This window comes from Kitasatospora sp. NEAU-69 (assembly GCF_057158765.1).
The window spans coordinates 53,127-66,105 of record NZ_JBWXUE010000007.1; the positions used below are offsets into that span (position 1 = coordinate 53,127).

Below are 12,979 nucleotides of genomic sequence, written 5' to 3' on the forward strand. Positions count from 1 at the left end.
GACAGATAAACAGAAGGGTATCCAGGGTGGGGCTCCTCGCCCAGTAGTGGGGCCGCCGGCCTTGATGACCGCTGGACGGGCGCTCAACTCGCCCGGCGCAGCAGCGTGCTGCCGTACCTCGGGTCCACCGTGGAGTCGCCGCCGGCAGCCAGCTCCGGCTCGCCGCTGAGGATCGCGTACTGGATCCGGCCGACCGCCGGCGAGGGCTCCAGGCCGAGCGCGTCCTTCATCGCGATCCGCAGTCGGCTGTAGACCTCCAGCGCACTGCCGCGCCGGCCCGCCCGGCAGAGCGCGAGCATGTACTGCGCCTGGAAGTTCTCGTCCAGCGGGTATTCGGTGGAGAGCCCGGCGAGCTCGCCGAGGATCTCGTGGTGACGGCCGAGCCGCAGGTCCACGTCGATCCGCCGGCCGAGCAGGCTGATCCGCGACTCCTCCAGGTGCCGGGCCTCGACCGCGAGCAGCGGTCCGGTCTGCACGTCCACCAGGGCGCGGCCGTGCCAGAGCCCGAGCGCCTCCCGGAACCGGATCGAGGCGGCGCCCAACTCGCCTGCGGAGAGCGCCCGGTAGCCGGCGGCGGCCATCGACTCGTACTCCCGTACGTCGACCTTGCCACCCTGGGTGTCGAGCAGGTAGCCGCCGGGCCGGGTGACCAGGATCTCCTTCGGCGTCACCGGCACCGCGCCCGGCGCCCGCTCCAGCGCCTGGGCCAGCAGGTTGCGCAGGTGCAGGATGTAGGTCTGCAGGGTGGTCGCGGCGCTGCGCGGCGGCTCCTCCTCCCAGAGCTCCTCCATCAGCGACTCGACCGAGACGAAGTGGTCGGGGCGCAGCGCGAGCAGGGCGAGCACCTTGCGCGGCTTGGTCGCGGTCGGAACCACCGAGATGCCCGCGTAGCTGACTCTGCAGGGCCCCAGAATGCCGATGTCCAACATGGTTCTTCTCCTTGGCGGTGGGTGAGGCTGGAGTTCTGACAGATCTGGCAGATGACAGATGACAGGTCTGACGGATCGTCAGAGGAACGCAGGGGAAGCCTGGTCGGCCGCGCCGGCCAGTGCGGCGCCGATGGCCGGGCGCAGCAGCGTGGGGAAGCTCCGGGAGCGGTGGAAGAAGTGGTCACCGGCCACCCGGGTGAGCCGGAAGCCGGCGTCGGTGAACCGCGACCAGCCGCGCACCACCGCCACCGGCGCCAGCCGGTCGGCCCGGCCCGCGACCGCGAGCACCGGCACGTCCAACGGCCCGTCGGCGGCCGCCCGCAGCGAGGCCGCGAGCCGCAGGTCGTCGCGGGTGATGTCGAGCGCCTGGCTCAGCCAGCGCGGGTGCGAGAGCAGCCGTGGGTCGAAGCCGCCGTACTCACTGAGCAGTGCGAGCAGCTCGTCGTCCGGGAGGTCGGCCGATCCGGCCAGCAGGCTCGGCCGGTCCGGCGGTGCGCTGGCGCCGAGCACCACCAGCAGCGGCCGCCGGGCGCCGGAGCGGGCCAGGTGACGCGCGTAGCTGTAGGCGACCAGCGCCCCCAGGCTGTGCCCGTACAGCACTACCGGCCCGGTCGGCACGCCCATCTGCTGCTCCAGGTCGGCCAGCAGGGCCTCGTGCGTGGTGATCCGCGGCTCCCGGATCCGGGTCTCCCGGCCCGGCAGCCGCACCGCCCGCACCTCGACCCCGGGGCCGAACGCGCCGCGCCAGGCCGCATAGGTCGCCGCGGCGCCACCGGCGTGCGCGAAGCAGAACACCGTTGCCGTGGCGCCTTGCTGACGCTCCGTCGAATTCATCCCCGCCCCCTCGCATCGAACTGCGCCGACCTGCCCGAACGCTCCGGGCCGACCCGGCCCCCGACTGCCGGGGGCTCATGGCGGACACCGTTGCGATCGGTTCTGGAAGGCCGCTCGAAGCACTCTGGACATCCGCTCCCGACTCACCTGTGAACCGGTCCCGCTCAGCCCGTCATACCACCTCTGACCTGCGGATTCCCCTCTCGATCAACTCCCCTGGAAGTGCCGAGCGCGACTCCAGCGAGCCCCGACTCCGTCAGGCGCGAGTCCGACAAGCGCGACTCGAACGAGCGCGACTGCACGGCTGACACCCCCGGTGGCACCCCGGCCGGTCCGCCGGGAGCGTCACGCCCAGCGGTAGTCGGCCAGCCCCGAGGCACCGGCCGGCACGGTGTCCAGCGCCGGGTTCGAGGCCAGGATCGCCTGGTGCAGCCGCTGCACCCGCGGCGAGGGCTCCAGCCCGATCTCGTCGATCAGCGTGGACCGCAGCCGGCGGAACACCTCGAGCGCCTTCCCGGACCGCCCGGCCCGGTACAGCGCGATCATGTACTGCGCGTGCAGCGCCTCGTGCAGCGGCTGCTCGGCGGTCAGCGTGGTCAACTCGCTGAGCAGCTGGGTGTGGTGGCCCAGCCGCAGGTCGGCCTCGATGCGCAGTTCGAGCGCCCCGAGCCGCCCCTCCTCCAGCGCCATGCACTCGATCTCGAGCTGACGCCCCTTCGGCACGTCCACCAGCGTCGGCCCGTCCCACATGTCCAGCGCCTCGCGCAGCAGCCGGCAGCCGGTGCGGTCCTCGCCGGCGGTCAGCGCGACCTGGCCCTTGAAGATCAGCGCACGGGCCCGGTGCAGGTCCACCGCCTCGATCGGCAGCGCCAGCCGGTAGCCGCCGTGCGCGGTGGCCAGCAGCTCCTTGGCGGCCGCGCCGGTCTCGTCTCCGACCGCCGCGGAGATCTTGCGGCGCAGCTGCAGCACGTACGTCTGCAGCGTGGTGGCCGCGCTGCGGGGCGGGGCCTCACCCCAGAGCTCCTCGGTCAGCGCGGACACCGTGACGATCTGTCCCGCCCGGACGGCCAGCAGCGCGAGCAACTGCCTCGGCTTGGCTGCCGAGGGGACCACGCTCACCCCGCCGATCCGCGCGCTCATGGGCCCGAGCAGTCTGAAGTCAGCGATCATGGTCTCCACCTCGTTCACATTCCCCGAAGGGCCCCCGGGCCCTGTCTGCCGATGGGTCAGGGTCGGCTCCGCGGTGGAGCCCCTGCAGACTTCGTCACGTTCTCAGAGGAGTGCTGGTCAGCGGCAGTGCGGGGCTCCTGACGAGACTATGAGTTCTTCACATCGGGACCATGACGGGGGCACTGGTCGAGAACTCCTCGACTCACGTTTACTCCTCGGCAGAGCCTGACTCGAAGTTTCATCCACCCGCTCCGGATCCCGACCCTGTCACGGAGGACCCTGTGTCGATCGAGAACGACTGGCGCTACGCCGAGCTGATCGTCCGCTGCTGGACGGAGCCCGAGCTGAGAGACCGCTACCAGGCCGAGCCGTACGCCGTGCTCGCCGAGGTCGGTCTGGTGCCGGCGCCCGGCGAGGTGGCCCCGCAGCTGCCCGCCGCCGAGGAGCTGGAGGTGGTGGTCGACCGGTTCGACGGCGGTCTGCCCGACAACGCCGCCGCCGGCTTCTGCCTCACCCTGTGCGAGCCCGTGGCCGGCACGGGCAGCACCGGCACGCAGCTGGTGCCCGCCAAGCCGCAGCCCTCGGCCGGTTTCTGCCTGACCCTCAACGAGCCCGCCGAGGAGCCGGCCCCGCTCGCCGCCGCCCACCACGAGGTCGCGACGGGCGCCGCCGCGATATGAGCGAGACGACCGCCCGGAGGGGGCCCGCGCAGTCGCCGCTGATCGGCTTCAAGCACCACCTGCGTCCGGAGATCATTCCGGGCGACGCCGTCTACCTGATGTCCGAGCACGGAGTGCTCGCGCTGCACGGCCCGCACATGGCCGCGCTGGCACCACTGCTGGACGGCACCCGCGACCTCGCCGCACTGCTGCGCGAGACCGCACCGGACGTACCGCCGGCCCGGGTCGGCCAGCTGATCGGTCAGCTGACCCGCTCCGGCCTGCTGCACCACCGCGCCGCCGGGCCGGCCACGCCGGACGGCAGCACGCCGCGCACCGACAGCGCCGTGCAGGCCGACCGCGCCGCACAGGCGTACTGGGAGCTGGCCGGGCACGACCGGCCGGTCGGCGAGCAGGCCGCGGTGCGGCTGGTCACCGTCGGCGAGCTGGACACCGCCCCGCTGCGGGCGGCCTGCGCCGGCGCCGGTCTGAGCGTCGTCGAGGAGGCGGCCGGCCTGGACCTGGTGGTCTGCGAGGACTACCTGGACCCGCGGCTGCGCGCGGTGGACGCCGCCCAGCGCGCGGCCGGCCGCCCGTGGCTGCTCGCCAAGCCGTACGGCAGCACGCTCTGGGTCGGCCCGGTCTTCCAGCCGGACCGCGGTGCCTGCTGGCACTGCCTGGCCAAGCGGCTCAGCGGCCACCGCGGCGCCGAGTCGCCGGTGCGGCTGATGCGCGGCGACGACCCGCTGCGGGTGCCGCGCGCCGCGCTGCCGGTCACCGTCGATCTCGGCGCCCGGCTGGCCGCGCTGGAGGCCGCCAAGTGGCTCGCCGGCGACCGCGCTCCGGCCGACCAGGTGGTCACCTTCGACACGCTCTCGCTGGCCAGCCGCAGCCACCCGCTGCTGCGCCGCCCGCAGTGCCCCTCCTGCGGCGACGCCTCGCTGATGGCGAGCCAGGCGATCCGCCCGGTCCGCCTGACGCACCGTCCGGCCCAGGTCCGCACCGGCGGCGGGCACCGGGCGCTCGGCGCCCGGCAGGTGCTGGAGCGCTACGGCCACCTGGTCAGCCCGGTCACCGGGGTGATCAAGGAGATCCGGCGCGACGAACGCGGCCCGGAGCTGCTGAACGTCTACCGGGCCGGCCACAACCTGGCGCTCGGCCCGCGCCGGCTCGCCGAGCTGCGCAACTCGCTGCGCCAGGAGAGCTCCGGCAAGGGCCGCAACGCCCTGGACGCCAAGGTCGGCGCGCTCTGCGAGGCCGTCGAGCGGATCAGCGGCGTCTGGAACGGCGACGAGGCGACCTGCCGGGCCTCGCTCCGCTCGCTCGGCGAGGCCGGGATGCACCCCGGCACGGTGCAGCTCTGGGACCAGCGGCAGTTCGCCGAGCGCGACCGGTGGAACGCCTCCGGGCACCCGTTCCACCAGGTCCCCGAGGCGTTCGACCCGGACGCGGTGCTGGACTGGACGCCCGTCTGGTCGCTGACCCGCGAGCGCCACGTGCTGCTGCCCAGCGCGCTGCTCTACTACAACGCCGACGACCGGCCGGGCCGGCGGATGGTGCGGCCCGACTCCAACGGCTGCGCGGCCGGCGGCTCGGTGGAGGACGCCGTGCTGCAGGGCCTGCTGGAGCTGGTCGAGCGGGACGCGGTCGCGATCTGGTGGTACAACCGCACCGCGCAGCCCGCGGTGGACCTGGACGCCTTCGGCGACCCGTGGACGGCCGAGGTGCGCCGCACCCACGCCGGGCTCGGCCGCGAGATCTGGGCACTCGACCTGACCAGCGACCTGGGCGTGCCGGTCTTCGCCGCGCTGTCGCGGCGCACCGACCGCGCGCCGGGCGAGCCGCAGGACGTCCTGTTCGGCTTCGGCGCCCACCCGGACCCGGCGATCGCGCTCTCCCGCGCGCTCAGCGAACTGAACCAGCTGCTCCCGGCGGTGCTGAACGGCAAGCCGGACGGCACCGGCTACGACTGCGCCGACCAGGTGGCCGTGCAGTTCTGGCGCGAGGCGACCCCGGAGTCGATGCCGTACCTGGTGCCGGCCCCCGGCGTGCCGGCTCGCACCCCGCTCGACCACCCCTACACGCCCGCCGCCGATCTGCTCGACGAGGTGAACGCGCTGCGCGCGACCATGGAGCACCGTGGTCTGGAGGTGCTGGTCCTCGACCAGACCCGCCCCGACATCGGGCTGCCGGTGGTCCGGGTCCTGGTGCCGGGTCTGCGGCACTTCTGGCCCCGGTACGCTCCCGGGCGGCTCTTCGACGTCCCCGTGGCGCTCGGCCGGCTGGAAGAGCCGACCCGGTACGAGGACCTCAACCCGATCCCGCTGTTCGTCTGATCTCCGTCTGCCTGACCCCGCTTGCCTGATCCCCGTTCGTTTGTTGTTCGTTCGTTTGATGTTCGTCTGAGCCGTACGCAGGAGCAGCCGTGCCAGCCCTCCCACCCTCCGCCCGTCTCTCGGCCACCCCGGCCGAGCCGGCCGCCTCGACCGAGTCGGCCGGCTCGGTCGCCTGGCTCGACCTCTGGTCGCTGCGGGAGGACGCCTGTCTGGAGGAGCAACCGGACGGCCGGGCCGTGCTGATCCGTTCCTGCTGGGGCGACGTGCGGCTGCCCGCGCCCGAGCCGGTGCTGGTCGAGGCGCTGCGCCGGATGCAACTGGGCCCGATCCAGCTGGACAACGTGCCGGGGGCCCGGCAACTGGCCGCCCGGGTACGGCTGCTCGCCGCGCTGCGCCGGCTCGGCGGGCTGGTGGTCCGCTCGGTCGGCGCGCCGGACGGCGAGCAGCCGCTGCTCTCGGTCGAGCCGACCGCGCCGAGCGCACGGTTCCATCCGATCGCGGTGCCCAGCGACCGCCCGCTGCGGCTGTCCCGGTTCGCCGTGCTGCGCTCGACCGGGCGCGACACCGTGCTGGAGTCACCGCTCGCGCAGTGCCGGGTGGTCTTCGCCCGGCCCGAGGCCGGCTGGCTGCTCGGCTCGCTCGGCCGCCCGACCACGATGGACGCACTGGTCGAGCGGCTGCCGCTGGACCGCCTGGTCGCCCAGGCGATGCTCTCGCACCTGGCGGCCACCGGCATGGTCGAGCTGGCCGATCCGCACGGCGGCTTCGCGCAGGACGGCGACCCGGTGCTCGCCGCCTGGTCGCCGCAGGACCTGATGTTCCACTGGTCGAGCCGGCCCGGCGGCAACGACCGGCAGTTCGGCGCGACCTTCCCGCTGCGCGGCCAGCAGGACCCGCTGCCGCCGGTGAAGCCGCTGCCCGAGGGCCCGGTGATCGCGCTGCCACGCCCCGCCGCGGACCGCGCGCCGGACTGGGACGCGCCGCTGAGCCAGGTGCTGGAGCGCCGCCGCTCGGTCCGCGGCCACGGGCCGGCCCCGATGACGGTCGATCAGCTCGGCGAACTGCTCTACCGCGCACTGCGGGTCCGCACGATCGGCGGCAAAGGCAGCGGCAACGGCACCGGCAGCGGCAGCAGCAGCAGCAGCGCGGACACCGGCCACCGGCCCGACACCAGCCGCCCGTATCCGAGCGGCGGCGCCAGCTACGAGCTGGAGGCGTACCTGGTGGTCCACCGCTGCGAGGGGCTGCCCGCCGGTGCGTACTACTACGACCCGCTCGGCCACGCGCTGGTCCGGCTGCCGGCCGGCGACCGGCTGCCGGCCGAACTGCTCGCCGAGGCCCGGGCCGGCGCCGGCCTGGCCGAACCGCCGGACCTGCTGCTGACCCTGACCGCACGGTTCGCCCGGGTCTCCTGGAAGTACAGCGGCCTGGCCTACGCGCTGACGCTGAAGCACGTCGGCGTGGTGCAGCAGACGCTGTACCTGCTGGCCACCGCGATGGGCCTGGCCGGCTGCGCGATCGGCACCGGAAGCACGACACTCTCCGCGGCGGCTTTCGGGCTCGACTGGCGGGCCGAGTCCGCGGTCGGCGAATTCATCCTGGGCTCATTGCCGGCCGCCGTGGACCCGCGGTTTGTCGCCGCGCACGCGACGCGCGCATGAACCGGGTATTGCCCCGGACCGGCAACCTAGAATTAGTCTCTTCGGGGCGCCGAGGCCGTAGCATCGGCCGCAGTCAGTGCAGTACCGGGGAGAGCAGTGACGGGGAGAGCAGTGATGGGGCGTGAAAGACGGCATCTCGGAGCATCGCTCAAGGGCCGAATAAAGGATCAGGTCCGGGGGCGGATCGAGCACCGCGGCGAGCGTGATGCGGCAGGCTCGGGCGAAGAGACCGGCCGCCCCGAACCAGGCGTGCGGGTGATGGGGATTCAGGCACCGGCACCGCGCTTCGCGCTGGCAGTGGTCTGGACCGTCATGGCCGGCTTCTTCACCATGCAGGTGGTGGACATCCTCGACCAGGACGTGGCGGCGATCACCATCGCGGCCTGCTTCACGATCCTGCCGGCCAACGCCTTCCTCCAGCTGGTCCACCTGCTGCCGCGGTTCCGGCGGTTCCGGGCCCGGTACGGCAAGTGGACGCTGATCACACAGGTCCTGCTGACCACGCTGCCCTGCTTCCTCCTCGGCTGGCCCTGGGGCGGCATGGGCGGATTCGTCGGCGCCTCGATCCTGACCATGCTGCGGCCCAGGGTCGCCGTGCCGGCCTTCGCGTCGCTGCTCCTCGCGATCACCGTCGGCACCGCGATCCGCTACCCGGGCAACCTGCAGCTGATCCTCTACATGGGTCTCTCCACGCTGACGTCCGGCATCATCGTCTACGCGCTGGCGCTGCTCGCCGATCTGACCCTGGCCGTGCACGAGGCGCAGGACGATCTGGCCCGGGTCGCGGTGATCAAGGAGCGGCTGCGGTTCGCCCGCGACCTGCACGACCTGCTCGGCTACAGCCTCTCGGCGATCACGCTGAAGAGCGAGCTGGCCCACGCGCTGGCCAACCGGGCGCCCGAGCGAGCGCAGAGCGAGCTGGAGAGCATCATCGAGCTCTCCCGCCAGGCGCTCGCGGACGTGCGCGAAGTGGCCCGCAGCTACCGCTCGATGTCGCTGCTGACCGAGCTCTCCTCGGCCAGGTCGGTGCTCTCGGCGGCCGGCATCGACGCCCGGCTGCGCGTCGACTGCGGCCGGCTGCCCGGCGCGGCGGACACCGTGCTGGCGACCGTACTGCGCGAGGGGATCACCAACGTCGTCCGGCACAGCAAGGCGTCCCGTTGCTCGATCGACGCCGTGATGCAGGAGGACGGCGCGCTCAGCCTGCGGCTGGTCAACGACGGCGTGGCGGACCGCGACTGCCTCGACTCGCCGAGCCAGCAGGGCGGGCTGAACAACCTGAGTGCCCGGCTCGCCGCCGTCGGCGGCCGATTGACCGCCCGGGTGCGTGAGGACGGCTGCTTCGAGCTGCTCGCCGAGATCGACGGGCTGGACGCCGGCCCCGGGGTCGCCGAGGAGTGCGCTGCGGACGAATCCGCCGGGTCGCCAGGATCGGCCTCCGGAGGGCTGATCACTCTGCCGCCGCCTGGCCGACGGGGTAACCGCGGACCGGGGCATCCGGCGGTCGCCTGATCTGAGGCGGTTCATGCCAAGGGACGGGGTGAACTGATGGCCCATCAGCTCAAAATCAGTTTACCCCACAACCATTCGGTTTTCTAAGGTTTCTGTCATTCTTCTCGGGGTCCCGATGGCCGTGGCGCGAAGCCACGGCCATCGCCCGTTTCCGGGTCAGACCCAGCCTGCTTCGCGGGCGATCCGCACCGCGTCCAGCCGGTTGCGCGCGTTCAGCTTGTCCACCACGGCGGTCAGGTAGTTGCGCACCGTGCCGACCGAGAGGTAGAGCCGGCCGGCTATCTCGGCCACCTCGGCACCGTCCGCCGCCAGCCGCAGCACCTCGGTCTCCCGCTCGGTCAGCGGGCTGTCGCCGCTGTCCCAGGCGGAGAGCATCAGATCCGGGTCGGCCACCCACTCGCCCTTGGCGACCCGGCGGATCGCGGAGGCCAGCTGGTCCGGCGGCGCGTCCTTGAGGATGAAGCCGCGCACCCCGGCCGAGAGCGCCCGGCGGAACGTGCCGGGCCGGCCCAGGCTGGTCAGGATCAGCGCGCTGCACTCGGGGACCAGCTCGTGCAGCTGGGCGGCGGCGGTCAGACCGTCGGTGCCGGGCAGGTCGATGTCGATCACCGCCACGTCCGGCCGCAGCTCTTTCGCCCGGGGGACGATGTCGCTGCCGTTGGCCAGCTCCGCAACCACTTCGATGTCTTCTTCCAGGCCGAGCAGCGCCACCAGAGCGCCGCGCACCATGTGCATGTCCTCGGCCAGCAACACCCGAATGGTCACGTAATGCTCCCCCGCTTGATTCACCTAGGGCACGGGTTGCCACTCCAGCACTCCCGCGGAGGATGCTACTCCGGAAAACACTTCCAGTGCGGCTCGAGCGGTACCCCGGAAGCTGCCCCTGACCTGAGCCGATGTCCTGTCAGGAGGAGATATGACCAGCGCCCCCGAGATCATCGCAACCGGAATAGTTGACTCCGAAAGTATCGAGTCTGGAAAGCCGGATTCTTCCGCTCCGGATCCCGGCGCCTTCGATGCTGCCATGCCCGGGAGCCGCGCCGACCTCCCCCTCGGCTACCCGCCGAGCCGGCCGTCCGCCACCGAGGTCCCCCCGGTGCACCAGGAGCTCCGCTCGCGCTGCCCCGTCGCGCACGTCACGCTGCCGAGCGGCGACCCCGGCTACCTGGTCACCCGCTACCAGGACGTCCGTACCGTACTCTCCGACCCGCTCTTCAGCCGCGCGGCCACCGTCCTGCCCGAGGCGCCCAAGCTGACCGCCGTGCCGTTCGAGGGCGGTGGCCTGTTCACCATGGACCCGCCCGACCACACCCGGCTGCGCCGCCTGGTCGCCCGCGAGTTCACCGCGGCCCGGGTGAAGGCGATGCGCCCACGGATCGAGCAGGCCGCCGAAGAGCTGCTGGACGGGCTGGTCGCCGCCGGTCCCGGCGCCGACCTCCAGGCCGGCTACGCGCTGCCGCTGCCCGCGATCGTCATCTGCGAGCTGCTCGGCGTCCCGTTCGAGGACCGCGACCGGTTCCGCGGCTGGTCGGACGCGCTGCTCTCGCTCTCCAGCCACACCCCCGAGCAGATGCGCACCGCCCGCGACGAGCTGATCGGCTACCTGGCCGGCCTGGTCGCCGCCAAGCGCGCCGAACCGGCCGAGGACCTGCTGAGCGCGCTCGTGCTGGCCCACGACGAGCACGGCTCGCTGGACCACCGCGAGCTGGTGACCATGGCGATGACGCTGCTGATCGCCGGCTTCGAGACGACGGCCGGCGTGATCGGCACCTCGGTCTTCACGCTGCTGCGCACGCCGCAGCGCCTCGCCACCGTGCTGGACCGGCCGCAGGACGTGCCGGCCCTGGTCGAGGAGCTGCTGCGGTACAACCCGATCGGCGACGGCGGCCCGCTGCGGGTCACGCTGCGCCCGGTCACCATCGCGGGCACCACCATCCCGGCCAACAGTGCGGTGATCGCCTCGATCTGCTCGGCCAACCGGGACGAGTCGGTGTTCCCCGATCCGGACCGCTTCGACCCCGACCGGGCCGGCGCCACGCACGCCGCGTTCGGCCACGGCATCCACCACTGCCTCGGCGCCCCGCTGGCCCGCGCCGAACTGGAGATCGCGCTCACCGCGCTGGCCCGCCGCCTCCCCGGGCTGCGCCTCGCGGTGCCGGCCGAGGACGTCAGGATGCACAGCGGGCTGCTGGTCAACCGGCTGGTGGAGCTGCCGGTCAGCTGGTGACACCCGGGTGGGGCGGGCCTCGCCCGCCCCACCCTCAGCTCACGTAGCCGTCCGCGTCCCGCGGGCCGTAGCCCCAGGCGCGGTCCCAGCCCAGGTGACCGAGCCAGGCCAGGCCCGCCACCGCGAGCCGCCGGTCCCGGCGCAGCCCCGCCGCCGCGAGCAGCGCGGCCGGTACGACCGGCGAGTGCAGCACGTTGTACGGCGCGATCGCGTAGCGCGGCATCCGCTCCCAGCTCGGCGCGGCCGCGATCCCGATCAGCAGCGCGACGTCCGGGGCGAGCGCGCAGCTCCACAGCACCGGATCGCGGCGGCCACGCCCGAGCCGGTACGCCGCGTGGAACGCGCCGAGCCCGATCGCGAGGCTGACCGCGCGCCCGGCCGGCCGGCGGTGGAACCAGCTGCTGCTCACTTCTCCCCCGCCGCTGCGAGCGCCGCGCCCAGCGAGCCCAGCAGCAGGTCGCGGATCTCGCCCAAGTGCGCCGGGGCGCCGTGCACATCGTCGAAGACGGTCACCCGCGCGGTCGGCACCAGCCGCTGCAGCAGCTCCGCCTCGTCCGGCGGCACGATGTCGTCCCGCGCCGCCGCGACGTAGTGCACCGGAATCCGAAGCGCAGCCAACTCCTGCTCCGAGAGCGCGAGTTCCTGCAGGCCATCGAGGACGTCGGCCTCCGGCGCGGTCGCCAGGTGGGCCAGCGTCCGCACGGTCGTGCGCGGCACACCGCGCTGCCACTGCCGGTCGGTGAAGAACCGCCGCAGCGGCGCACCCACCGTGGCCACGCTGCGGATCCGCCCGTCACGCACGGCGGTTCGCAACGCCAGATGCCCGCCGAAGCTCAGTGCGATCGCGGCCGTCCGCCCGACCTCGGCCCGATCGGCCAGCGCGTCCAGCAGCTGCGAGAGCATCCGCTCCGCCGCCGGGCCGCCGTAGCGGAGCGTGTTCTCGCCCACGCCCGGGAGTTCGGTGACGGCCACCGCCACACCGAGCAGGTCGGCCGCGGCGAGCAGCGGCGCCCACTGCTCCTTCACGCTGACGATCCCGCCGAGCACCAGCAGCAGCGGGCGCCGCGGATCGTCCGGGCCGTGCGTCAACCCGGCCGTCCAGCAGACGACTTGCCCGTCCTCGCCGAACGGCACCACCAACCGGCCGGTCTCAACGGGCAGTTCACTGCGCCAGCGGTCGAACTCCGCGACACAGCGCGACTGCGCCCGCCGCCGGGCCTCATCCGCCGCGAACGGGAACCGCCCGAGCGCGTAGTGGTGCGCGGCCTCCAGGGGCTGCCCGGCCTCGGCCAGCCGATCGCCCTCGGCAGCCCACACCGTGCCCCAGCCGCCAGGTCCGTCACCCCAGGCCTCGGTGATCCGCCCCAGCACCTCCCGGCACCGATCGGCCGGTATCCCCTGCGCCTCGGCATGCAGCAGCACCAGCTCGCCCAGCTCGGACAGCCCGAGGAATTCTCCCGCGGTCATCTCGCCCCTCAATTCGGTCGCCGAGCCTTCCTTGTAACCCCGCGAACTCGACCCCGCCTCAAGCACCGGGCAAGCGCCTGTTATGACCTGACACCGGGTCATGACCCGGCAGCGGACTCAGGGGTGCCTCGGGGGCGGGTCGGGGTAAATACCGATGGCGGACGAACGGACCGGCCCAGCATGA

11 protein-coding genes are annotated in these 12,979 nt (G+C 73.2%); 5 read left to right on the forward strand and 6 right to left on the reverse strand.

Annotated features, from left to right (window positions below; translation table 11 throughout):
• Positions 1-83: 83 nt before the first annotated feature.
• The 3 genes from AC060L_RS10245 to AC060L_RS10255 form a co-directional block, all read right to left on the reverse strand.
• Entirely contained in the window at positions 84-929 is an 846-nt protein-coding gene (locus AC060L_RS10245) for an AfsR/SARP family transcriptional regulator (RefSeq protein WP_483798314.1), read from the reverse strand.
• Between the two features lie 78 nt (positions 930-1,007).
• Complete coding sequence (locus AC060L_RS10250) at positions 1,008-1,763, reverse strand: thioesterase II family protein (RefSeq protein WP_483798315.1); 756 nt, start codon at positions 1,761-1,763, stop codon at positions 1,008-1,010.
• A 345-nt stretch (positions 1,764-2,108) separates the two neighbouring features.
• Positions 2,109-2,933, reverse strand: a complete 825-nt coding sequence (locus tag AC060L_RS10255; protein WP_483798316.1) for an AfsR/SARP family transcriptional regulator — start codon at positions 2,931-2,933, stop codon at positions 2,109-2,111.
• A gap of 281 nt (positions 2,934-3,214) precedes the next feature.
• Here AC060L_RS10255 and AC060L_RS10260 point away from each other — a divergent pair, with 281 nt between their 5' ends.
• The 4 genes from AC060L_RS10260 to AC060L_RS10275 all read left to right on the forward strand — a co-directional run bounded on the left by AC060L_RS10260 (position 3,215) and on the right by AC060L_RS10275 (position 9,101).
• Entirely contained in the window at positions 3,215-3,613 is a 399-nt protein-coding gene (locus tag AC060L_RS10260; protein ID WP_483798317.1) for a hypothetical protein, read from the forward strand.
• Positions 3,610-5,928 carry a TOMM precursor leader peptide-binding protein gene (locus AC060L_RS10265; protein WP_483798318.1) on the forward strand — a complete coding sequence of 773 codons (2,319 nt, stop codon included), beginning with the start codon at positions 3,610-3,612 and terminating at the stop codon, positions 5,926-5,928. The genes AC060L_RS10260 and AC060L_RS10265 overlap by 4 nt, the downstream gene beginning before the upstream one ends.
• Positions 5,929-6,017: 89 nt before the next feature.
• The gene (locus AC060L_RS10270; protein WP_483798319.1) at positions 6,018-7,589 is read left to right on the forward strand and encodes a SagB/ThcOx family dehydrogenase; all 1,572 of its coding nucleotides are present in this window, start codon (positions 6,018-6,020) and stop codon (positions 7,587-7,589) included.
• Positions 7,590-7,847: 258 nt separating this feature from the next.
• Positions 7,848-9,101: a sensor histidine kinase gene (locus tag AC060L_RS10275; RefSeq protein WP_483798320.1), complete on the forward strand. Its 1,254-nt coding sequence runs from the start codon at positions 7,848-7,850 to the stop codon at positions 9,099-9,101.
• 156 nt (positions 9,102-9,257) lie between these two features.
• Here the strand turns inward: AC060L_RS10275 and AC060L_RS10280 are convergent, their stop codons facing one another.
• Entirely contained in the window at positions 9,258-9,866 is a 609-nt protein-coding gene (locus tag AC060L_RS10280) for a response regulator transcription factor (protein WP_483798321.1), read from the reverse strand.
• A 259-nt stretch (positions 9,867-10,125) separates the two neighbouring features.
• Here AC060L_RS10280 and AC060L_RS10285 point away from each other — a divergent pair, with 259 nt between their 5' ends.
• Entirely contained in the window at positions 10,126-11,328 is a 1,203-nt protein-coding gene (locus AC060L_RS10285) for a cytochrome P450 (RefSeq protein ID WP_483798322.1), read from the forward strand.
• Positions 11,329-11,362: 34 nt separating this feature from the next.
• On the opposite strand, the gene AC060L_RS10290 is transcribed toward AC060L_RS10285, so the two are convergent.
• Complete coding sequence (locus AC060L_RS10290; protein WP_483798323.1) at positions 11,363-11,737, reverse strand: DUF4260 family protein; 375 nt, start codon at positions 11,735-11,737, stop codon at positions 11,363-11,365.
• The gene (locus AC060L_RS10295; RefSeq protein ID WP_483798324.1) at positions 11,734-12,795 is read right to left on the reverse strand and encodes an alpha/beta hydrolase; all 1,062 of its coding nucleotides are present in this window, start codon (positions 12,793-12,795) and stop codon (positions 11,734-11,736) included. Before AC060L_RS10295 ends, AC060L_RS10290 begins: the two co-directional genes overlap by 4 nt.
• Positions 12,796-12,979: the final 184 nt, after the last annotated feature.